The organism is Methylomonas sp. LWB (assembly GCF_001856095.1).
In the GTDB taxonomy this organism is placed as follows: domain Bacteria; phylum Pseudomonadota; class Gammaproteobacteria; order Methylococcales; family Methylomonadaceae; genus Methylomonas; species Methylomonas koyamae_A.
Genome location: NZ_MKMC01000002.1, coordinates 90,145 through 110,821 on the forward strand (window position 1 = coordinate 90,145; position 20,677 = coordinate 110,821).

20 protein-coding genes are annotated in these 20,677 nt (G+C 59.5%); 8 read left to right on the top strand and 12 right to left on the bottom strand.

What is annotated here, in order from left to right; all coding sequences use genetic code 11:
* The first annotated feature begins 274 nt into the window (after positions 1-274).
* Positions 275-1,576 (top strand): sigma-54-dependent Fis family transcriptional regulator, encoded by a 1,302-nt coding sequence (locus tag BJL95_RS00460; RefSeq protein WP_071154837.1) that lies wholly within the window; start codon positions 275-277, stop codon positions 1,574-1,576.
* Between the two features lie 18 nt (positions 1,577-1,594).
* Positions 1,595-2,518 (top strand): HDOD domain-containing protein, encoded by a 924-nt coding sequence (locus BJL95_RS00465; protein WP_071154838.1) that lies wholly within the window; start codon positions 1,595-1,597, stop codon positions 2,516-2,518.
* Positions 2,519-2,529: 11 nt separating this feature from the next.
* Here BJL95_RS00465 and BJL95_RS00470 read toward each other — a convergent pair whose 3' ends face one another.
* The 6 genes from BJL95_RS00470 to BJL95_RS00490 form a co-directional block, all read right to left on the bottom strand.
* Complete coding sequence (locus BJL95_RS00470; protein WP_071154839.1) at positions 2,530-3,318, bottom strand: elongation factor-1 alpha; 789 nt, start codon at positions 3,316-3,318, stop codon at positions 2,530-2,532.
* 76 nt (positions 3,319-3,394) lie between these two features.
* A complete protein-coding gene (locus BJL95_RS00475) occupies positions 3,395-4,045 on the bottom strand; it encodes a cytochrome c (RefSeq protein WP_071154894.1) in 651 nt (216 codons plus the stop codon).
* Positions 4,046-4,047: 2 nt separating this feature from the next.
* Positions 4,048-5,667, bottom strand: coding sequence for a cbb3-type cytochrome c oxidase subunit I (locus tag BJL95_RS00480; RefSeq protein ID WP_071154840.1), 1,620 nt, complete (start codon positions 5,665-5,667; stop codon positions 4,048-4,050).
* A complete protein-coding gene (locus BJL95_RS00485; protein WP_071154841.1) occupies positions 5,660-6,184 on the bottom strand; it encodes a cytochrome C oxidase subunit II in 525 nt (174 codons plus the stop codon). The genes BJL95_RS00480 and BJL95_RS00485 overlap by 8 nt, the downstream gene beginning before the upstream one ends.
* Before the next feature lie 9 nt (positions 6,185-6,193).
* Positions 6,194-6,346 carry a hypothetical protein gene (locus BJL95_RS24985; RefSeq protein ID WP_168031802.1) on the bottom strand — a complete coding sequence of 51 codons (153 nt, stop codon included), beginning with the start codon at positions 6,344-6,346 and terminating at the stop codon, positions 6,194-6,196.
* A gap of 162 nt (positions 6,347-6,508) precedes the next feature.
* Entirely contained in the window at positions 6,509-7,201 is a 693-nt protein-coding gene (locus BJL95_RS00490) for a thiopurine S-methyltransferase (protein WP_071154842.1), read from the bottom strand.
* A 342-nt stretch (positions 7,202-7,543) separates the two neighbouring features.
* On the opposite strand from BJL95_RS00490, the gene BJL95_RS00495 reads away from it, so the two are divergent.
* The 5 genes from BJL95_RS00495 to BJL95_RS00515 all read left to right on the top strand — a co-directional run bounded on the left by BJL95_RS00495 (position 7,544) and on the right by BJL95_RS00515 (position 11,740).
* Positions 7,544-8,836 (top strand): glutamate-5-semialdehyde dehydrogenase, encoded by a 1,293-nt coding sequence (locus tag BJL95_RS00495; RefSeq protein ID WP_217631649.1) that lies wholly within the window; start codon positions 7,544-7,546, stop codon positions 8,834-8,836.
* Positions 8,836-9,477, top strand: a complete 642-nt coding sequence (gene nadD, locus BJL95_RS00500) for a nicotinate-nucleotide adenylyltransferase (RefSeq protein WP_064024171.1) — start codon at positions 8,836-8,838, stop codon at positions 9,475-9,477. Before BJL95_RS00495 ends, nadD begins: the two co-directional genes overlap by 1 nt.
* Positions 9,478-9,813 carry a ribosome silencing factor gene (gene rsfS / locus BJL95_RS00505; RefSeq protein WP_064024169.1) on the top strand — a complete coding sequence of 112 codons (336 nt, stop codon included), beginning with the start codon at positions 9,478-9,480 and terminating at the stop codon, positions 9,811-9,813.
* 90 nt (positions 9,814-9,903) lie between these two features.
* Complete coding sequence (locus BJL95_RS00510) at positions 9,904-10,584, top strand: hypothetical protein (protein WP_071154844.1); 681 nt, start codon at positions 9,904-9,906, stop codon at positions 10,582-10,584.
* Positions 10,574-11,740, top strand: coding sequence for a flagella assembly protein FlgT middle domain-containing protein (locus BJL95_RS00515; protein ID WP_071154845.1), 1,167 nt, complete (start codon positions 10,574-10,576; stop codon positions 11,738-11,740). The genes BJL95_RS00510 and BJL95_RS00515 overlap by 11 nt, the downstream gene beginning before the upstream one ends.
* Here the strand turns inward: BJL95_RS00515 and BJL95_RS00520 are convergent.
* From BJL95_RS00520 to BJL95_RS00530, 3 genes are all read right to left on the bottom strand, one after another.
* Positions 11,737-12,228 (bottom strand): glutathione peroxidase, encoded by a 492-nt coding sequence (locus BJL95_RS00520; RefSeq protein ID WP_071154846.1) that lies wholly within the window; start codon positions 12,226-12,228, stop codon positions 11,737-11,739. The two genes, BJL95_RS00515 and BJL95_RS00520, sit on opposite strands and share 4 nt — an antisense overlap.
* Before the next feature lie 63 nt (positions 12,229-12,291).
* Positions 12,292-12,942, bottom strand: a complete 651-nt coding sequence (locus tag BJL95_RS00525; protein ID WP_071154847.1) for a hypothetical protein — start codon at positions 12,940-12,942, stop codon at positions 12,292-12,294.
* Between the two features lie 261 nt (positions 12,943-13,203).
* A complete protein-coding gene (locus BJL95_RS00530; RefSeq protein WP_175463622.1) occupies positions 13,204-15,228 on the bottom strand; it encodes a reprolysin-like metallopeptidase in 2,025 nt (674 codons plus the stop codon).
* 246 nt (positions 15,229-15,474) lie between these two features.
* Between BJL95_RS00530 and BJL95_RS00535 the strand changes: the two genes are divergently transcribed.
* A complete protein-coding gene (locus tag BJL95_RS00535; protein ID WP_064024157.1) occupies positions 15,475-16,206 on the top strand; it encodes a DUF5765 domain-containing protein in 732 nt (243 codons plus the stop codon).
* A gap of 46 nt (positions 16,207-16,252) precedes the next feature.
* On the opposite strand, the gene BJL95_RS00540 is transcribed toward BJL95_RS00535, so the two are convergent.
* From BJL95_RS00540 to BJL95_RS00550, 3 genes are all read right to left on the bottom strand, one after another.
* Entirely contained in the window at positions 16,253-16,822 is a 570-nt protein-coding gene (locus tag BJL95_RS00540) for a hypothetical protein (protein WP_071154849.1), read from the bottom strand.
* A 65-nt stretch (positions 16,823-16,887) separates the two neighbouring features.
* Positions 16,888-19,413 carry an ExeM/NucH family extracellular endonuclease gene (locus BJL95_RS00545; protein WP_071154850.1) on the bottom strand — a complete coding sequence of 842 codons (2,526 nt, stop codon included), beginning with the start codon at positions 19,411-19,413 and terminating at the stop codon, positions 16,888-16,890.
* A 246-nt stretch (positions 19,414-19,659) separates the two neighbouring features.
* Entirely contained in the window at positions 19,660-20,535 is an 876-nt protein-coding gene (locus BJL95_RS00550; RefSeq protein WP_071154851.1) for a carbohydrate kinase, read from the bottom strand.
* Positions 20,536-20,677: the final 142 nt, after the last annotated feature.

Genomic DNA, 20,677 nt, shown 5'->3' on the forward strand with positions numbered 1-20,677 from the left:
GCCAAGCTTCGTCTTCTCACGTTATCTTCTTTCGAACGTCCCGTTCGCGTAAAACCGGGTGCCCGTGGTGTTGGCGTTCGTCCGCCGTTTTTTCCGAAGACATTGCGGAGCGCCGATCGCGCCAACGGGATTTTTCCCAGCGCTCAGCAGAATCGTCGGTTTCTCGCTAAAATGACAGCTTGATTCTCTACCGGCCGGACCAACGAACGACACGCATGGCTTGTCCGACGTCCAAGGCCAACGATCGCCAGTTCGGTGCCCACTGAAAGGATTTATGCTGCAAAACGCCTTTACGCTCGAATCATTGCTGGAGACTCACGATCTGCCGTTCGTGATCATCAATGCCGATTTAAGGATCGTCGCGGTGAATCGCGCTTGGGAATTAAGTTTTGGCGTCGATAGGCAGCAGCAGGTTGGTCGGCCCTGTTGCGCCGATAGTGGTCGCTGCCGCCACCGGCAATTGTTTCAGTCCTTGGAAGGTTACGCGGGCGTTCATGGCGGTGTCGGTACCGTTCCGCCCGAGCTGTCGTTCAATGTACGGGGATTTCCGCTGCTGGATGCCGATGGCACGCTGTATTTGGGTGAAACCCTGGCTCCGATCAGCAAGCCGACCGGCGCTTACAGCGGGCCGACGATGATAGGCCAGTCGGCGGCGTTTACCCGCTTCAAATCCACGTTGTTGCAAGCCGCCGTCAGCCAGGCGCCGGTGATGCTGTTGGGTGAAACCGGTACCGGTAAGGAATTGGCGGCCGAATTCGTGCATCGCCAATCGCCGCGCGCCGACGCGGATTTCGTCATTGTCGACTGCACGATACTGGGCGAGGATTTATTCGAAAGCGAATTGTTCGGCCACGAGAAAGGCGCGTTTACCGGCGCCGCCGTCGCCAAAAAAGGCCTGTTCGAACTGGCCAACGGTGGAACCTTGTTTCTCGATGAAATCGGCGATCTGCCGCTGTCGCAGCAACCCAAATTGCTCCGAGCCTTGGAAAGTGGCCAGTTTCGCCGGGTCGGCGGAACGACCATGTTGAAGTCGGACGTGCGTATCGTTTGCGCCACGCACCGTAATTTGGCCGATATGGTTAAAGCGGGCCGGTTTCGCGAGGACTTGTTTTACCGGCTTTCGGTGTTTCCGGTGGACGTGCCGCGCCTGCGCGACCGCAAACAGGATCTGCCGGTGTTGATCGATTTTTTTCTGGAGCAGCTCGGCGGTCGCGACGGCCGTACTTATCGGCTGAACCAGCCGGCTTTAATCAAATTGCTGCAGTACGGATGGCCGGGTAATATCCGCGAATTGCGCAATTGCTTGCAGCTCGCCGCCGGCTTGTCGCAAAACGGCGTGGTCTCGGAGGCTTGCGTGCATTTCATGCAGCCGCTGAACCAAGCGGCTGCGGTCGAAGCGACGGTCGCGGCAACGCCGGAGCGCAGGCCCAGTTTGAACAGTTTGGCGGAATTGGAAGCCGATTTCATCAACAGCCTGATCGTCAAATATCAAGGCAACCGCAAGTTGATCGCCGCCGAAATGAACATCAGCGAGCGCACGCTTTATCGCAAACTAAACCGTTTGAATTTGAATTAGGTCGCGGAGCATATCGTTATGGAAGCCAATCTTATCAACTGGACCTTAACCAGCATCAGCCCGCAACGCAACGGATTCACGCCGCCGCGCGACATGCGGGAGACCGTGGCTCAAATCAAGGCCTTGCCGCCGTTGCCGGGTAGCGCGATGCGTATCTTGAAACTGACTTCGGACCCGCATGCCGACGCCGCCAAGTTGGCGGAAATCATCGAGCTTGATCCTTTGTTGACCGCTCAGATCATACGCTGGGCCAGTTCGGCCCTGTACGGTTACCGGGGCAAGATCACGTCGGTGCATGATGCGATAACCCGGGTGCTGGGTTTCGACTTTGTCATGGATCTGGCCTTGGGCTTAGCCGTATTGGCGCCGTTGAAAGCGCCCAAGGACGGGCCGATCGGCACCCGGATGTTTTGGACGCATGCGCTGGCCAGTACTCAGTTGATGGCCAAATTAGCAGCGGCGATGCCGGAACCGAGTCGGCCGTCGACGCAAGCCTTATTTTTGGCGGCGCTGATGCACAACATTGGTTTTCCTCTGCTGGGCCACCGTTTTCCGGACGAATTCGCCTATTTGAGCGGTTTGATCGCCGCCAATCCCAGCTTGGTGGTGTTTCATCTGGAAAACTTCGCGTTCGGCGTCAATCACGCCGAAATAGGCGCGTGGCTGATGAACGATTGGTCGATGCCTCGATTGGTGACCGACATCGTCTACCACCACCACAACCCTTGTTACCGAGGCGACAATTACATGCTGAATTTGTTGACCTTCGTAAACGACAGCCTGCTTGGCGAGCTCGGGATCGGCGACGCCGCCAATCAGAGCTGTTCGGAGCAGGCTCTCGAGCAATTGGGCTTGACACCGGACGCGTGCCGGGAAGTATTGGACAGGCTGAACGACGATCTCGCCAAGGTAGTCGCCACCGCCGAACAGCTGACCGAATAGCTCGTGCCAAACTAGTCGCGCATGACCGCATTGCGGCGGTCCTTGCGTTTCAACACGCCCCCCAATATCCACATTTGGTACATCGATACTGTCCACATGAACGCGAACGCCACGCCGAGGCCGGCGCCGGCGAGAATCACCAGTAGCGCGAAATGCGGATTAAGCTTGGTCAACCACCAGGATGCGATGTCGATCAGTAAAAACAAATACGGCATCACCACGGCCGGATATTTGTACTTACAAGGCACGCCGGTACTGAAGCTGAAAATAATACCGACGAACATGAAGATAAAACTGATCCCAAACAGGTGGATGTGCGAAATGCGTATCAGCGATTGAAACGTGGCACCTTCATTGGAAGCGGCCAGTTTCTTTAAATTGTCGAATCGGCCGAAGTCCGGCAACGAGCCGGCGGAGGCGTTGTGGCACATCAAGCAGCGGGTCTCGACAATCGGCTTGATGTCCCGATCGTAAGTCGCTTCCTCTGCGCCGTCCCGCACCCATTGGATGATTTTGAAGCGTTCCTGGTCGGGGGCGTTGTACTTCATCGAACCGTTCAGCTTCGATTCCAACACCGAACCGGACCGGTCGCCGTAATAGCTGTAGACAATGTCATCCAACGACAGGCCGAACTTGCCGTCGGCCATGCCGTGAGTGAATAGGATTTGGATCAGCGCCATCAGATAACCGGCGCCGACCGTGGTCAGATAACCGCTGAACAGCAGTTTGATCGAGGTGCCGAAGCTGATCAGATTGATGCCTTTACCGGCGCGGTCGAGAGTAGGTGGATCGCAGTTCATGGCGCAATTCCGAGACTAAACGAAAATACCGTCCGGCGCTTTAGCGCCGAACGGGCGAGGGCGATTTTCGCACTCGCTATTGTTGACTATTCTGGTAGTACAAGCCAAGTGCCTCGATTTCGTGGTCGCTTAAGGTCTCCGCCAGAATCCGCATCCTGGCGTAGATGTCGTTGTGGCGTTCGCCGGATTTAAAGGCGCGCAAACTGGCGGCCAGATAATCCCCGCTTTGGCCGGACAACGCCGGAACGTCCTGCGCTTGCCCCTTGCCGTCGGTGCCGTGGCAAACCTCGCACGGCGGCAATAAACGCTGCTTGTCGCCGTGCTTGACCAAGTTTTCGGCGGTCGGGTAGGCGTTCTTCGCGTTAGCCGACAAAATCGCCGCCGGTCGAGTCGAAAACCAGGCTGCCACATCGGCCGCGTCTTGCGGCGTTAGGCCTTTGGCGATGCCGGTCATCAGCGGATTTTGCCGACTGCCGTCGCGGTAGTCTTGCAGTTGCTTGAATAAATAAGTCGGCAACTGGCCGGCCAGCGACGGATAGGTCGGCACGGCGCTGATGCCTTGCTCGCCGTGGCAGGCGGCGCAGGCTTGCGCCAGTTCCCGGCCTTTTTGCGGATTGCCGGATTCAACCAAGCTCAATTGCTCGGCGGTCCACGCCAGTTTCGACGAGGGTTCGGCGCAAACCAGCGCGGGTGTCAGTACTGCGATCAAGCAGAATAGGTTTTTCATGATCAGACCCCCCATCTGCCGGAACCGAAGGTTTCCATCAGGAAGAATTGCAAAATCGGGTAACCGAATGCAATCAACATGAATACCGCGATGACCGCGTTCCACAATCCGAAACTGTTCAAATAGGCTGGTAAATCCCGGACCGGATGAATCGGTTCGGCGTATTCGACTTCGCCTCGATAGGCTTCCGTGCCGCACTGGGTTTTATACAGGTTGTAGAGCAACATGCCGGAGGACACCAGCAGGATCGTGCCGCCGAAGATCATCGTGACTTCGTAGGGCTCCCAGGACAAGGTCAGCAAGTTGTTGTAATTGACGCTGTCTATCCGCCGCGGCTGGCCTAGCAAACCCAGAATGTGCCAGGGCGTGGTCATGATGATCATGCCGACGAACCAAGTCCATAATTGGGTGATCGCCAACGACGGGCAATGCAACGGTTTACCGGTCAGAACCGGCCAGAAATAATAGGCGATACCGAAATACATGATGATGGTCGTGCCGCCGAAGATCAGATGGAAATGGCCGGATACCCAGGCGGTGTTATGTACCATCGCGTTCATTGCATAGCTGGCGTTGACCAGGCCGCCGAAGCCGCCGAAGATGAGCATCAGCAAGCCCAGAATTAGCGCCAACACCATTGGGTTGTTCCACGGCAGCGCGGCGATCCAGCCGAACAAGCCCTTGCCGCCGTTAAGGCGGCCGGCGATTTCCAGCGAGGCGATCACGGTAAAACCGGTGATGAAGGTCGGCAACGTGACGACGAAGGTGCCGATCGCGTGCAGGATTTTCCAGCCGTGGCCTTGCTCAGGATCCATGTACAAATGGTGGAAGCCTATCGGCAAACTGAAGACGACCAACAGAATGAACGCGGCCCGGGCCATTTCGTCGCTGAACAAATAACCGCCGGCCTGTTTGGGGACCAGGGTATAAAACGCGGTATAGGTCGGAATCAGCCAGAAATAGACGATGGGATGCAAGGTCCAGGCGAACAGCGTACGAGCCAAACCGGCGTCTATCGTATCTATCCAGCCCAAGGCCCACGGGATCAATTGAAATAGGACTTCCACCGCGACGCCGACGCTGGTCCACAGCCACAGAATCGCATTGGCCGTGGTGGCGAACATCGCCAACGGCACCGCTTGGCCGGGATGAGCCTTTTTCCATTGCATGTACATCACGATCATAGACACGCACCAGAACCACGAGCCGACTACCAGCAAGGTCGCGCCGATGTAAAACAACGGGTGGGCCATCAACGGCGGATAAAAGGTAAACAACACCGAGGCCTTGCCCAGCAGCAACGGCAGCGCGGCCAGCACCACGCCGGTCAGGGCAACGCCAAAACCGCTCCAAGCAAAACTTAGGTTCCAGATTGGCAGTTTCAGCGTGCTGGTGGCCACGTAGTAGCCGAAGCCCATGATGAAAAACGTCGTCAGTACAAAGCCCATCAGCACGCCATGGGTACTGACCGAGGCGTAATACACTTCCCGCGACTCCAAAAAGCCGAAGAAACCGCTACGTTCAATGACTTGGTACAGCCCCATCAACGCCGCCAAACCGAAGGCGGCGAACGCGACCCACAGATGGGTCAGCGCCAGTTTTTTCTCGCTTGCGTTATCCATGTTGTTTTCCCCCTTGCTTGGCCAGCGCGTCCCACTCGGCCTTGCCTACCACCTTGATGTTGCTCCACATGTGGGCGTGGCCCATGCCGCAATACTCGTTGCAGAGCAAGGGATAGTCGCCGGTGTGGTGCAGTTCGGTCTTGACCTGGGCGACATAGCCCGGCACGATCATCGTGCTCATATTGGTCATCGGCATGTGGACGCCGTGGATGACGTCCAGGCTGACCCAGCGGAAGGTGATCGGCGTTTCGGCCGGCACCGTGAGAGTTTTTGGGAAAAAGCCGTAGCGGCCGGCCACCATGCGCACCGTGACGCTGCCGTCCGGATTGCGGCTGGCGCCGAGTTTGTCCTCGGCGAATTCCTTGGACAAATGCAGTTTGGCCGAGTCTATGGTTTCGACATTGCTCGGCGCGTGTATGCCGTGCAGCAAGGCCGAGCCGAGAATGGCCGAGACGAACACGCCGGCGATACCCAGCGCGACACCGGCCCAATTTCGTTCCAGTTTATCGATATGCATGGTGCCCCCTCAACCGATATGGCCGCGCGGCAGGAACACCCCGTAATACATCAGCAGCCAGGCGATCAGCATGCCGCCGCTGACGATCAGCATCAGCGCCCAGGTGCCGACCGGCGAGCTTTCCAGGATTTTTTTTCGTTCTTCTTCGCTTAATCGAGTCATACCCATCCTTCCTGTTTAATTATTTTTAGGAATTGAGCAATAAGCGCCGACTCGCGGCCCGTCATTCTTGGCGATGACTATTCCCTGGTTATTGCAAGGGAGATCATACCCTGATCGCGCGCGGACGCAAAACGTCAAGGTGGCGCTCGCGATCCAACCGCTTTAATGCGGGTGGGCGTTGAGGCGATACAGCTTGTAATCGACGAACTCCCCAGCTTCGGTCAGCGTTTCGGCATGGGTGAGCTCGATGTCGAAATGTTCGGCGTAAAGGTGCCGTACTTCGGCGGCGATCTCGGGGGGCGTGGCAACCGTTTCCGTGGTTTCGGCTTCCTCGGCGGTCAACAGAAAAATCTTGTCGGTATCGGGCAGAATGCGCTCCAGATGTGCGACGTAAAGTTTGCGAACCTCTTCCGGCAAGGCAGTCAATGCCGCGCGGTCGTAAACCGCGGCGACGGTGCCGAGATCGGTAGCGGTCAGCGAAAAATAATCGCCACACAATATCGTCAGGCGATCATGCCGCCACGCCACGAATTTGCCGATTTTTCGACGGCTGGGTTTCAAGCTGTTCTCGCGGAAAAACGCCGCGACAGCAACCGGGCTGAGTTCGATGCCAATCACTTCGTGGCCTTGTTCCAACAACCAGATCAGATCCAGGCTCTTGCCGCACAACGGCACGAATACGCGACTGCCCTCGGCCAAGTCCTGTCCGTTCCAAAAGCGACGTAGTAAGGGATTAACCGCGGCTTGATGGAAGTCGTCGCGTTGGTCTCGCCAAAATTGCAACCAAAGCGGATTGTCGCGGGCGGTGGCGGCGGACGAGGAAGGCGTGGCAGGTTGCCGGGCTCGGTTGGACATGGCTGACTCGCTATGCGGTAGGGTTGTGCTTCGAAAAGGTTCTGATCGAACGGGCACAACGCTTCGCGAGAAGAGCGATGCAGGCCGAAAAGGCGCTTGCGGCGGCGGAGCGACTGTGTCAAAAGTGCCCGCTGGGGTCAAGGGTAACACGCGGGCCGGTTGTCGTGCCGGAATTTGTCCGGTTTGGCGCGTGCCCAAGCCGCGCTTCGATCTGAGCGCGGTCATAGTGGTCGAACCGAGGCCGGCGAAATCGGTTTGTGTCGGCCGTGCGACTGCTGGGTTGAGAGGGCTGGACCCGCGCCGGGGCGACCGTTGGCCGCCCCGGCGCGGGTCTGGGTTATAATGGCGGTTTTTTCAAAATCAACGAGTCGTAACATTGTGGACGTAACCCGCTACATGCAGCAATTGGGCAAGCAGGCCAGACAGGCCGGTCGCGAGATCAGCAAGGCCGATACCGGCCGCAAGAATCTGGCCCTGGTGAAAATCGCGGAAGCCTTGGCCGCCAACGCCGACACGTTGATCGCCGAAAACGCCAAGGATTTGCAAGCCGGCCAAGCCAACGGCCTGGATGCCGCTTCGTTGGACAGGCTGGATCTGACGCCGGCCCGTATCGAAAAAATGGTCGAGGGCTTGACCCAAATCGCCGCGTTGCCGGACCCGGTCGGCGAAATCACCAACCTCAGTTACCGGCCGACCGGCATTCAAGTCGGACAAATGCGGGTGCCGCTGGGCGTGATCGGTATCATTTACGAATCCAGACCGAATGTCACCGTCGATGCCGCCGCGCTGTGCCTGAAAGCCGGGAATGCCTGCATTTTGCGCGGCGGCTCCGAAGCCATTCATTCCAATCGGGCCATCGCCGCCTGTATCGCGCAAGGTTTGGCCGAGGCCGGACTGCCGCAACAGGCGGTGCAAGTCGTCGAAACCACCGACCGGGCGGCGGTCGGCGCGCTGGTGACGATGAAGGAATTCGTCGATGTGATCGTGCCGCGCGGCGGTAAAAGTCTGATCGAGCGGATTAGCTCCGAGGCGACCATCCCGGTCATCAAACATCTGGACGGCATTTGCCACGTTTACATCGATGTCAAGGCCGACCTCGACAAGGCGGTGGCGATCGCGTTGAACGCCAAGACCCATCGCTACGGCGTCTGCAACGCAATGGAGACGCTATTGGTTGCCGAAAGCGTTGCCGGTGCGGTATTGCCCATCCTGGCCGAGCAATACGCCGCCAAGGGCGTGGAGTTGCGCGGCTGCCTGAAAACTTGTTCATTGATTCCGGGCGCGGTCAGGGCCAGCGAAGCCGACTGGCAAACCGAATATTTGGCGCCGATTTTATCGATCAAGATCGTCTCCGGCATCGACGAGGCGATAGACCACATCAACACCTATAGCTCGGCGCATACCGAAGCCATCGTCACCGAGGATTTCACGCTGGCCCGGCGTTTCTTGCGCGAGGTCGATTCCAGCTCGGTGATGGTCAACGCCTCGACCCGTTTCGCCGACGGCTTCGAATACGGTCTGGGCGCCGAAATCGGCATCAGCACCGATAAATTGCACGCACGCGGACCGGTTGGTTTGCACGGCTTGACTTCGTTGAAATACATCGTGTTGGGCGACGGGCATATCCGCCAATAATGATCGGCGTTTACGGCGGCACCTTCAACCCGGTTCACTACGGGCATTTGCGGACCGCATTGGAAGTGCGCGAATGCTTCGAATTGGACGACTTGAAAATGATTCCGTGCCGGGTGCCGGCGCATCGCGGCGAGCCGGATGTTTCGGCGGAGCACCGTTTGCGCATGCTCGAATTGGCGGTCGCCGGCACGCCCGGTTTGAGCGTCGATAGACGCGAACTGGACCGGCCGGGACCGTCCTACATGGTGGATACCCTGCAATCGCTGGCGGCGGAGTTGCCGGGGTCAGGCTTGGTGCTGTTCGTCGGTGCCGACGCCTTCACTGGCCTGGAAGGCTGGCATCGTTGGCGGGACCTGTTCGATTACGCCCATATTGTGGTGATGGCCCGGCCAGGTTTTCAACCGTCGGTACTTGGCGATTTTATGCGAGCCCGCCTCGCGGCGCGGCGGGACGAGTTGCGCGACGCCAGGGCGGGCAAGTTGTTTTTTCAAGCGGTGACCTTGCTGGACATTGCCGCGACCCAAATCCGCCGGATCGTCGCCGACGGGACGAATCCTAGATTTTTATTGCCGGACGCCGTTCTGGCCTATATTCAACAACATCAACTTTATCGAGCAAGCTCGACCTCTACGGAAACCTGAATGCAAAGTACCGAATTAGCCCAATTGGTCCAAACCGAACTGGATCTGCGCAAGGCCCTGCATATCGCGACGTTGGACGTGCGCGACAAGACCAGCATCACCGATTTTATGATCGTCGCGACCGCGACCTCGGCGCGGCACGCCAAGTCGCTGTGCGATTACGTTGTCGTGAAAGTTAAGGAAAACGGCATCCAACCGATCGGTACCGAGGGCGAGCAAGGCTCGGATTGGGTTTTGCTGGATCTCGGCGACGTGATTGTGCACGTGATGACCGGCCAGGCGCGCGAGTTCTACCAGTTGGAAAAACTCTGGTCGGTGCCGGCTAAATCCGCCTGAGCCGGGAGCCGGCGCGGCCGATTTAAATTGGCCGTCCTCCTCAAGATTTCGGCCGGTCAGTCGATGACTAGGCTAGCCCGAGGAGGAACCATGAACACCCTGAGACTGCTTCAAATCATCCCGTTGTTATGGCTGGCGGGCTGCGCCGGGCCGGCCGGCAAATCCGCAGGCTTGTCCGAATCCAAAACTCTCAGCGCCAGCGGTATTAGTCGCTTCGACGACAGCGGCGCGCTGAACGTCAAGCAACGCTGGCAGCAAGCCCAGCAGAATGCCAAACTCGACGCCTACCGTGATTTGGCCGCTCAACTTTATCGCGAGCCGCTGCCTAACGGCTCGACGGTCGGCGCCCAGGTGATGCGCGACGAAGCCTATCGGATTTACGTCGATAGCTATTTGCGCGAAGCCCGTCCCGCCGATTACCGTACCGTTCGCGATCATTTGAAAGCCACGTTGGACCTGACCTTGACGCCGCGCTTTTATCGCTGCATGGCGGGCGATGCGGGGCAGGTCGGGCAATGTCAGCAACAGGACCAAAAGCTGGCTTTCAGCCGGTTGGGGTACAGGGAGGCTACCGTGGTTTCCGCGAATCTGGCTTGCGGCAATCGGGATTGTAGCGACCAATACCACGTCAAGGGCTTTTCCAAACAACCCAATGTCGTCGACGATGTCTTGCTTGATGCCGGCATGTACGACAGCGAATGGACAATCAACACCGGCGCGCGTACGCTGTTGAATTATTTCCTGACCAACGGGTTCCTCAATGCGCTGTAACGGCTTTAGCCACGTTTTACTGATTTTGCTGTTGGCCGGTTGCGGCGGCGCCGGTACGCGAGACGATAGTGCCGGCGATTTGGCGGCCTCGCGACAGGTTAGCGCCGAGGGTAGCGCCGCGATTGCCGGTGCGAATCGCGAGGCGGCTCGGCGGGCCGCTATCGACAACGCGGTCGACGCGGCTTCGGCTCGGCTGCGGCGCGGCAATCGCGGCGACCAGTTGATCAGCGATATCAAGGTGGTCGACGAATGGCAGGACGGCGCCGTCTACCACGTGCAAGTGCTGGCAATGTTGGCCGACAGCGAGCGTTGCGCGTCTCCCTATCGCAAGAAGATTGTCGCGACCGGCTTTCCGATTATGAACGCCGACCAGCTCAGCGGTTCCGAGAGCCAGGATTTGTACAGCGGCATTCCTCGCGAGATCAACAATCGACTCATGGAAACAGGCGACTTTATCGGCCGCAACCTGACCAATGCCGCGCTGTACGCCCGACCGGACATCGCGCCGGAGTTGGTGCCGGCCGAGGGCAGCGGCGAATCCATGGTGTTGAACGTGGCCCGCCAGCAAAACGCGCAGTTCGTGCTGTCCGGCGTGATACGCGACTTTCGGATCGAATCCACCGAGTACGTGCGCGGCACCGGCGTGTTGGCCGATCTGAAATCGCTGGTCCGCGATTTTGTCGGTCGGCGCAGCGTCGGCATCGACGTATTCGTTTACGACGGCTTTACCGGGGCGCTGTTGTTTCAGCAGCGCTACACCGACTCCATCGTCGGCGATGTCAGCCTGCCGACCGGCTACACGGTCGGTAGCGACCGCTTCAACGCGACGCCTGCCGGCCATAAGATCGATGAGATCATTACTCAGGCTTCGGAAGACATACACAAAATGTTCGGCTGTTACCCGTTCGCTACACGGGTGGCGCGGGTTGAATCCGGTCGTGTCGTGATTGCCGCCGGGGCGCAAGATAAGGTCAAGGCCGGCGACAAATTGATGGTGTATCCACTGGCCCAGAATCGGGCCGATACCGGCTTGGGTGATCCCAGCGGCATTTTGACCATCGTCGACGTTAGCGCCGCGACCGCCGTCGGTCAAATGGACGCCGGCGCCGCCATTGTCCGGCCCGGCGACTGGGTCAAGAGTTTTCAGTCGCGTTAAACGGTTTCCGCCAATAAGGCTTCGATGTCGCCGCGCAAGGTCTCAGGAGCGGTCAGTGGCGCGTAGCGTTGTTTGACGCAACCATCCCGGCCGATCAGAAATTTGGTGAAATTCCATTTGATCGCTTCCGAACCCAGCACGCCCGGCGCGCTAGCCTTCAGAAATGCGTACAACGGATGTGCGCCGTCGCCGTTGACTTCGATTTTTTCGAATATCGGGAAGTCGATTTGATAATTCATCGCGCAAAATTCGCCGATCGCCTGGCTGTCGCCGGGTTCCTGGGCGCCGAATTGATTACACGGAAAGCCCAACACCGCGAAGCCCCGGTCTCGATATTCGCGGTATAGCGCTTGCAAGCCTTGGTATTGCGGGGTGAAGCCGCAACGGCTCGCGGTATTGACGATCAACAGTACTTGGCCGCGGAAGGCGTCGAGTGCCAACGGCGCGCCGCTCAGGGTGACGGCTGAAAACCGGTAAATAGTGTCCATGGTAGCTTTGTCGATGAATGTGGCTGGCCCGGACCGGCGGGAGCCGGTCCGGGGCGTTGACCCTCAGGCCGGAAAACCGCCGGTTAGGCGTTTGTCCAGTTCGGTTTGCAACAGCGCCGCGTAATGCCGCTTCAACGCGGAGTCGGTCGGTTGCGGCGGCAATTGGGATTGTATATCGGACAGCAATTGCGTCAGTACGTGCCGTTTCAACACCGAGTCCTCGGGCAGCTGCGCTGATTTGGGTATGGGGCGGGCCGGCTGGTGGCCGGCTGCCGACGCCGGTCGCACTGCGGATGCCGTTTCGAGTGCCGCTTTTTGCATTGCGTCGTAGTGTCGGCGCAGCACGGAATCGGTGGGATAAGGTCTCGCCCGTTGCTCGCGCTCGGAGAGGCGCATCGCCAGATAATGGCGGCGCAGCACCGAGTCTTCCGGGATCGCCGTATCGCTTGCGGTATGCGGCAAGGGCACCGAGGAGACGGCGCCGAGGTTGACAGGCGCGGCGCTCGGTTTTGCAGGCTCGGCGCATGTCGGTTCCGCCGCGGGCGGCGCGTTCAGGTGTTGTGGGTTCGCGTCGGCTGGCATTGCCGAACCAGGCGTTGCAATTTGCGCGGTTTCCAGCTGCCGGCGAAGGGCGATCTTGCGTTTGATCGCCCAGACCAACAGACCCAGCAGCAATAGCGAAAAAATGGTTGAGACGACGATAATTTGGATCATGAGCTTTCCCCTGGTTATTGTTGTTATCGATCCGGAATGGACGTCGGGCCTGCAGTGGTTTCAGGCTGAGCTCGGCCCAGCGGCACGGTCCGGTTCAAAGCATCGTTGCGCTTCCGCGTTCCGTTCGTCCTGGTGCCGGCGTTACCTTGGCGGTAGCGCTTTCGGGGCGCGGCGATCGGTCGGCGGCTGGCCGGCCAATCGGGGTGATTTATATCATAAATCCTTGAAAAACTTATGAAGTCTATTTAAGTGGCGTCCGCGTCACTCTATCGACGGTACGCTCACTTGGGTCTGTCGGTATGCGCTGACAAAGGGCGCGGTATAGTTGGTCGTGGCGGTCTGGTCGGACGAATGTATCGACCCGGCCGGATAGCCGCAGGGGCCGCCGGCGCATTGCGTGCTCAGGGACGGCGACGAGAACAGCAGGATTTGCGGGCTGTAATAGCTCATGATCGTGCCGAACAGGTTGTCTATGCCCCAGGCGTAGGAATATTCGAACTTGCCTTGCAAGTTGCTAAACTCCCGGTCGTGGACGTTACCGAGCGTATGGCCGATTTCGTGGGCGAAACTGCCGGTGGTGCAATAGTAATTATCCGATTCCAAGGAATACCCGTCGCCGACCACCGCATAGGCCAAGAACGGATAGGCATCGCCGCCGTTGTAGAACCCCTGGTAGGCGATGCCGCACATCTGGCCCGACGCCAAATGGTAGAAGGGACGGAAAAATACCACCACATCGGCGCCGTAGCGGTTGCGCAGAGCCTCGACATTGGCAAACGCGCCGTTCCCCGCTCCCAAATCGTCCAATGCGGTGTTGTCGAGGTTGGTTTCGGTATAGGCGCTGGCTTCGGTATGCACCAGGCGCAGACTGGCGTGGATGCCCGAGTCCCGGTAAGCCTGGTTGCTGACATCGACCAGATATTGAATGCGCTGCTTGGCGTAATCGGCGCTTTGCCCAACCGTGGTGTAGAGCACCATCACGTCGACGACGTTGGTTTCGGTGGTATTGCCGCCGCCGTTTCCGTTATTACCGTTATTTTCGGTATTGCCTCCACCGGTCTCGTTCAGTCGGGCGGCGTAATCGGCTTCGGCTTTTTCGGCCTTGGTATTGGCCTTTTTATACGCGGCGATCTTTTTGTTGTAGGCGGACAGCGCCGATTTTTCGAATTTCTTGACCGCCTTGAGGTTGGTGTTGGCCTGTTTTTCAGCGGCTTTGGCGGCATTCAGCGCGGATTTGGCGCTGGCGACCGCCGCTTGCAAGGTTGCGTCCTTGGGTGCCGATTTCAGAGTCTGCTTTCGGCTTGCCAGCTCGGCTTTCGCGGTTGCGGTGTTTGCCTTGGCCGCGGTCAAGGCGGTTTGCGCATTGGCGACCAGTTGTTGGTTATCGGTGTAATTGCCGTACAGATTCGTGGCTTCCTGATTCAGCGCGGTGGCGTCGGCCCTTAGCGACTCGGCTTTGGTTCTCAGGCTTTCGGTCGATAGGCTGGCCTTGGCCATTTCGGTTGGCGCCGGCAAACCCGACGGTTCGATATGGTCGCCGTCGAAACCGCCTGCCGTGAGGCCGGAATGCTGCAGGTCGACCAGCACGGCGGCCCCCCCGGCACCTTCGATCAAATATTCACCGTCCGGCGTGTAGAGATTGCCCATCAGTCCGGCCGCGCCGACGGACAGATTCAGCCGGTACCCCAGACCTTCGTCGGCGAGATGGCCGGTCCAGGTCGATGAGCCGTCGGCATGGTCGGTGCGGCGGTCGTGTTCGACTTGGTATTGACCGATCGGCAGATCGAGAAGTGCGCGGTCGCCGGCTTTCAATTGCCGCAACTGGGCCATTGGCAGCTCGACTGGCATGGCCGAGCCGGGTTTCAGGCGGCGGTAACGTTCCGGCAGACCGTCGACCTTGCGGGGTTCGATAGCGATGCCAGCGGATGTCGGGTCTACAAGGCCGTTGTGACGGCGGCCGCTGATCAGAACCGAGCGAATCGCGCCGGGTTCGCCGACCAGCGTGTAGTTGTAATCCTCTAACAATTGTGCCAATGCCGCAGGCCAATCGGCGGCGGCCAGCTTGCGATTCAAACGGTCGGATTCCAGGCCGGCGGCGATCCGGAAGCCGAAGCCGCCGCGATTGGCGATCGATGCCGCCGCCTGGGCCAGGGTTTGATCGCGAACCACGTGATAAATCGGATGCGGTGGTTCGACCAAAGTCGCGCGCGCGCCGTCGGCCAGCGCACTGGTCGCGCCGAGCCAGACAGCCAGAGAGAGGTAGCGTAAGTTCTGGTTGATTTTCATCCGCTGATAACCTTGAATGTGACGGGCTTCGCAATTTCTGATCAAGAATACCACAGCTCGGACTTCCGGAAAACCGATTGACGAAAGATTTAGTCCGTTAGGAAATAATCCGGTTAAAACCATAAAAAGCTGCAATAAATGCCGGGGCCGTGTATCGTTCCCAGGCCGAAGCCCGAAATTACCGGCCGAGGCGAGAGGAGGCCACCGGCGTGGCTGTTTTGTCTGACTTTTTGATACGGATTCACTATGTGTTTTAGCGCCGATATGTCGTTGGGCTTGGGCGTCGCGGGTTTGGCCGCGGCGACCGTGACTGTGCTGGACAAGGACGAAGCGTTTTGGGTCAGGTTGGCCCGCGCTTACGCGATTTTTCATTTTTCGCTGATGGAATTCATTCAGTTTTTCGCCTATCCGGTCGCCGACCAATGCGGCTACGGTACCAATCTGCTGCTTAGCGAATTGTCCTCGGTACATATCAGCCTGCAGGCCTTTGCGATCATGCCGGCCTTGGCGACGTATTCGAGCGACCCGGCGGCCTTGAAGAAGGCCTTCATCGCCGGGGCGAGTTTAAGCGGCTTGTTTCTGGTGTTCGGCCGGCTGCCGAACGAGTGGCAATTGTTCGGTTTGGAGCCCAATTTCATCGGTCGGATGAACTCCTGCCTGTTCATGGGCATTTATCATATCGGTTATGCCATTTCCAGCGCCTTCGGTACCTTGGTGACCCACGGTTCCTTGTTCGCGCTGGCGCTCAGCGGTTTCGTCTGGAAGCACAACTGGCGGATCGCGTCTTACCATTTCGGGATGGCGATGATGACGCTGTTCATGCCGCAATGGTTGTTCGGCGTCAGTACCGGCGAGGCGGCGGCGATGTATTGCTTTTATTCGATTCCGATCACCGCCAGCTTCATGCCGCAATTCAAAAAGTTGTTCGCGGCGCGGCCGGACGACTGGTCCGGTCGGTTCGCCAAGCAGCAATCCTGAATCGAGCCGGGCCGGGCCCGGCTTTTTTCTGGCCGCCGCCCAATTTTCAGGCGCGGCGTCCGCTTCTAACGAGCATCGCCGCCATACCGGATGCAAACAGCAGCGCGCCGGTTGGTAACGGTACCGCGACGATGCTCAGGTTGAAATCGGCGGCAATCGCCACCGGCCCCCGGTTCAAAAAAATCAGGCCTTGATTCGGATCGGCCAAATCGCCGCGTATGCCGACGATGGCGCTACCCGCCGCCAGCGCCCGAAAGTACAGCGTGGCGAGTGTGATATGTGCCGGCGTGTCGTCGGCGCTCAGTCCGGGAAAGGTCGAGCCGGCGGCGGTTAGGCCCACGGCGGCAGAATCGTCGCTAAACACCGGATTCACGCTGACGCCGGTCCATTCCAGACGTTCGTCGTCCAGATCGCCGAGGTTTAGACCGAAGGCCAGCAGCAACTCGTCCGAGTCCGCGTCGCCGAATAGGTCGTGAGCGACCACGTCGGCCGCGAAGGTATCGCCGACAGTGACGGTCGAGCTCTGCGGAATCAGGCTAAGGCTCAAGGCGGCAGCGTCCGCGGTAGGCCACAAGCCGACAGCGGTCAGAATCAAAATACAACTCAGTGTTTTCATGGCATGTTCCGGTAAATGAAAGTAAAAAGCGGCCGGTCGGCGTCATGCCGACCGGCCGTGCCGGCTTAGAGGCCGGTCGCGGCGGTTTGATACCGCTGGTAGTGGCCGTACCAGGTCCGGTAATCCGCGTAGGAAACGCAGCCGTTATTGTCGTAATCCGCTTCGCGGTTGAACGTCTGCCGGCTCGCGCATTGGCCGATTTGCGCCTTGGCCGCGGCGGCATCGGTGCTGTCCACATCGCCGTCGCTGTCCAGGTCGCCGGCCACGAATAATTGCACCAACAAGGGGTCGTGGTCGGACGAGCGATAGGCGTCGGCGGCGTAAAAGTCGGCGATCTGTCCGGCCGATTTGAACTCCTCGTTGTAATCCAGCGCCCTCGGCTCGTCGGCGTTGATGTGCCACTCCGAGACGGCCTTGACTTGCGGCGCTAGAGCGGTATTTGCCAAGGCGTGATCCAGATAGCCGGAAGCGCCGTCGAACACGTAGCTGTAGGCGGCGTGATTGCCGACCAGATTCTCCAGCAGATTGCGATAGCCGGCCGATTTTAGGGCGCTGATCGGATCTTCCTCCGCGTAGCTGTTCAAGTCGCCGACGATCAACGCGTTGGCGGAGCCGGTATGGGTGGGGTCGGTGGCGAGCCACTGGGTCAGCACCTGGGCGGCGGCGGTGCGAGTCAGATTGCAATTGCCTTGGCCATCGCCGGTATCCGGGTCGTTGACATCGTCGCAAGCCGATCCCTTGGATTTCAGGTGGTTGACCGCGACGGTCAGCAACTTGTTGGAAGTTTTGTCGCGGAAAGTCTGGGCGATGGTCGGCCGGTTCTTGGTATCGATAAATGCCGGGTCGAAGGCTGAGCTCAGAATGGCCGCCGGACCGATCGGAGAGGCCTTGGCCGGTTTGTAAATCAGACCCACGGCGATTTCGTCGCTGCCCACCGGCGAGACGCCCGGGTTGATATAGGCATAGGTGCCGGGGCCGGCGGCTTGATTTAGCCCGGCCACCAGGTCGGCGATCGCGCTGTTGGCGGCGTAGCCGTCGTTCTCGATTTCCATCAGGCCGATCACATCGGCGTTTAGGCGAGTCAGGGCCGCGACGATTTTGGCGCGTTGCTTGGCGAATTCGGCCGGGCTGTCGGCGCCGCGCGCGGTTGGGAAGCCGCCGCCGTTGCCGTCGCCGTTGAAATAATTCAAGACATTGAAGCTGGCGACGGTCAAGGATGTGCGTCGGTCCGGCGTGGGCGCCTGGTCGCGCGGGTTGTCCGCATTCAGCGTCAATGTTTGAGTCGGTTGCAAACGGTAGGCGCCGAAGTCGTACGCCAAGATCCCGGTCGCGCCGCTTACGCTGTCGCCGACCCTTAAAGTATTGGCGCCACTCAGACCGGCCGGCTCGGGGTAAATCACGGGATCGGGATTTTGCAGATTGGCGCCGTCGTCAACCAGCAGTTGATTGGCCAGGTTTTGCGCGGCGATGGCCAGGGCCGGCGCGCCGGGCTCGGCGGCTTGGGTCGGCGTTAGCAGACGGCCGCCCGACGAGAGTAGGAATTCGCCGTAGCGAGCCAGATTGTAGTTTTCGGTGACGGTCAGGGTTTGCGGCAGGGTTACCAGCATGCCTTCTCGGCTTTCCTGCCGGTTGTCCGGGCCGAACGGCAACTCGACCGCGACGGCGGCCGGCAGCGCCTGTCCGCTGGCGCAGACTTGCGGCGGCGAGACGTTTTCCAGTCGAGTCATGCCGTAGGTTTCGGCGACGTTGCCGGAAATGCGTACCCGGTCACCGACATGGATCGATGCGGACGCCGCTATGAACAGGCCTTCCGAAGTGGTTGGATCGGCGTCGGTCTCGCCGTCGGCTTGCTGGACGAAGAAGCCGTTCAGTTTGGCGCCGCCGCTGAAATCGGCGGTGACGATGGCCTCTATCGTCTGGCGTGTGCCAACCAACGGACTGTCGATGTCGTTACCTTGGATCGCGCTAATCGCGGTGGCGGGATCGCCGCATTTGTCGGTCGAGTCCGGCGGCGCGGCGGCAAAGCTTTGACCGGCGTTGACGGCGCCGAAGTTGTCGTCGGATGCGCTAGCCCAAAGGAAGTCTTCGTAAACCTGACCGCTACCCTGCAATTGCAGCGAAAATCCCACCGGCGTGGCGCTGGACTCGGACACGCCGATGTCGGTGCCGGCTTGGCCGGCGGCCGGTCCGCCAACCGCGTTGAACGTGCCTTCGTAGCTTAAAAATTGTACGGCGACCTGATTGGCATCGACCAAAGCGATCCCATCCGGCGCGCCGTTTTGAATGCCATCGGTCGGAAAGCCGAAACTCAAGGTTCCGAAGCCGCTGCCCGATTGGTCGGCGATGACGCCGCTTAACGTCGCGGTTCGGTAATTGGCGCCGCCGTTGCCGTTGTAGAGCACCAACGACCAACCGCTAAGGTCGGTACCGGCCGGGCCGGCGATTTCAACGGCTTCGCCGCTGTCGGTGCCGGTGTTATCGTAATGGATTTCGTTGATGAATACCGGCGTGGCGGCTTGAGCGCCGCCGAATAAGCCCAGCGCGGCCAGCGTGGTCAGTGCCGGTTTGAAGAGGGGTCGTCTTCTGAACATGGTCGGAGTATCTCGGAAAAAAAATGTAGACGCGAACGGGCGCTTGGCCCGGCTAGGCCCGACCCGGTCTGAAGCCCGGCCGAGCCGAGCCGCGCGGGTGCTTGAGCCGGCGATCATTTTGGCGTTAAAACGCCGACACTGGGTTAAGGATGCGTGACGGTTTGCTGAAGATTACGTGAAATGTAATACAGGCTTGGGCCAATGTTTGGACCCTCGCCGCGATCGCGGTCTGCCCGCCCGGCGGGATTATTGCCAGCCGGCCAGGATGTGTTGATAGAAAGCGGGGTCCTCGACTGTCGCGCCGTGCCTGCCGACCAGCGCGGACGCGAAATCCTGCGCGCGGCGTAGCGTTAGCGGTAAGGGCCAAGTGGAGGCGATGCCGTGCAGCAGCACGGCGGCGAAGGCGTCGCCGGCGCCGACCGTGTCCGCGACTTCGAGCCGGGCGTTCGGGGTGACGCCGAGTAGTTCGCCGTCGGGCGTCAGAGCTAGCGCGCCTTCTTCGCCGCAGGTGACGAAAATGCCTTGCAAATCGAATTCTCGAACGATCAGGCGCATTTTGTCGGCGATATCCTGAGTGCCGGGGAAGAGTTGGGCCAGCTCGGCGTCGTTCAGTTTCAGCCAATCGGCGCCGGCGATCAAATCGAAAATGCGGCCGGGTTGCCACCACGGCGCGCGCAAATTCACGTCTAAAAACACCGGCCCGCGCCAGGCGCTCGCTAGATCGGTCCACGTATGGCCCGAAACCTCGCCGCGTAGCGCCAAACTGCCATGATAGAGCAGGCCGTCGCCGGTCCCCGGCTGGACAGGCTGGATAAAGTCGTAAGCTTGGCGGTCGAGAATTTGGTAATCGGGTTGGTCGTCGGTTATGCTGACCGCCACGGTGCCGGTCGGCCGAGTCGGGTCGATTTGCAGGTCGGACGGGTCCATATCCCAGCGGGTCATCGCGGCCAGGATGTCGTTGCCCGCCGCGTCGCCGCCGACCCGGCTGATAAAGCGGGGCCGGTCGCCGAAGGCTTGCAGATGCCAAGCGACGTTGAACGGCGCACCGCCCAGTACCCGGCTGCCGTCGGGGAAACAGTCGAACAACACTTCGCCGAATAACGTAATTTGGGCTTTATTCATTGGTTGAATCGCGGATGGTGGTACAAGTCACTTACGATAGTCAAAGCCGGCGAAATTGCCAACGTATTTGCGCCGAGTGGTCGTTTTGGGGCGAGGGCGCGCTGGGTTTGCGCCAATTTGGTGCGTTAGTCGGCCGCGTTGG

What these genes read in the sequence shown, in the direction of transcription:
- BJL95_RS00460 (WP_071154837.1), top strand. Translation starts at nt 275, where the DNA reads ATGCTGCAAAACGCCTTTACGCTCGAATCATTGCTGGAGACTCACGAT.
- BJL95_RS00465 (WP_071154838.1), top strand. Translation starts at nt 1,595, where the DNA reads ATGGAAGCCAATCTTATCAACTGGACCTTAACCAGCATCAGCCCGCAA.
- BJL95_RS00470 (WP_071154839.1), bottom strand. Translation starts at nt 3,318, where the DNA reads ATGAACTGCGATCCACCTACTCTCGACCGCGCCGGTAAAGGCATCAAT.
- BJL95_RS00475 (WP_071154894.1), bottom strand. Translation starts at nt 4,045, where the DNA reads ATGAAAAACCTATTCTGCTTGATCGCAGTACTGACACCCGCGCTGGTT.
- BJL95_RS00480 (WP_071154840.1), bottom strand. Translation starts at nt 5,667, where the DNA reads ATGGATAACGCAAGCGAGAAAAAACTGGCGCTGACCCATCTGTGGGTC.
- BJL95_RS00485 (WP_071154841.1), bottom strand. Translation starts at nt 6,184, where the DNA reads ATGCATATCGATAAACTGGAACGAAATTGGGCCGGTGTCGCGCTGGGT.
- BJL95_RS24985 (WP_168031802.1), bottom strand. Translation starts at nt 6,346, where the DNA reads ATGACTCGATTAAGCGAAGAAGAACGAAAAAAAATCCTGGAAAGCTCG.
- BJL95_RS00490 (WP_071154842.1), bottom strand. Translation starts at nt 7,201, where the DNA reads ATGTCCAACCGAGCCCGGCAACCTGCCACGCCTTCCTCGTCCGCCGCC.
- BJL95_RS00495 (WP_217631649.1), top strand. Translation starts at nt 7,544, where the DNA reads ATGGCGGTTTTTTCAAAATCAACGAGTCGTAACATTGTGGACGTAACC.
- nadD (WP_064024171.1), top strand. Translation starts at nt 8,836, where the DNA reads ATGATCGGCGTTTACGGCGGCACCTTCAACCCGGTTCACTACGGGCAT.
- rsfS (WP_064024169.1), top strand. Translation starts at nt 9,478, where the DNA reads ATGCAAAGTACCGAATTAGCCCAATTGGTCCAAACCGAACTGGATCTG.
- BJL95_RS00510 (WP_071154844.1), top strand. Translation starts at nt 9,904, where the DNA reads ATGAACACCCTGAGACTGCTTCAAATCATCCCGTTGTTATGGCTGGCG.
- BJL95_RS00515 (WP_071154845.1), top strand. Translation starts at nt 10,574, where the DNA reads ATGCGCTGTAACGGCTTTAGCCACGTTTTACTGATTTTGCTGTTGGCC.
- BJL95_RS00520 (WP_071154846.1), bottom strand. Translation starts at nt 12,228, where the DNA reads ATGGACACTATTTACCGGTTTTCAGCCGTCACCCTGAGCGGCGCGCCG.
- BJL95_RS00525 (WP_071154847.1), bottom strand. Translation starts at nt 12,942, where the DNA reads ATGATCCAAATTATCGTCGTCTCAACCATTTTTTCGCTATTGCTGCTG.
- BJL95_RS00530 (WP_175463622.1), bottom strand. Translation starts at nt 15,228, where the DNA reads ATGAAAATCAACCAGAACTTACGCTACCTCTCTCTGGCTGTCTGGCTC.
- BJL95_RS00535 (WP_064024157.1), top strand. Translation starts at nt 15,475, where the DNA reads ATGTGTTTTAGCGCCGATATGTCGTTGGGCTTGGGCGTCGCGGGTTTG.
- BJL95_RS00540 (WP_071154849.1), bottom strand. Translation starts at nt 16,822, where the DNA reads ATGAAAACACTGAGTTGTATTTTGATTCTGACCGCTGTCGGCTTGTGG.
- BJL95_RS00545 (WP_071154850.1), bottom strand. Translation starts at nt 19,413, where the DNA reads ATGTTCAGAAGACGACCCCTCTTCAAACCGGCACTGACCACGCTGGCC.
- BJL95_RS00550 (WP_071154851.1), bottom strand. Translation starts at nt 20,535, where the DNA reads ATGAATAAAGCCCAAATTACGTTATTCGGCGAAGTGTTGTTCGACTGT.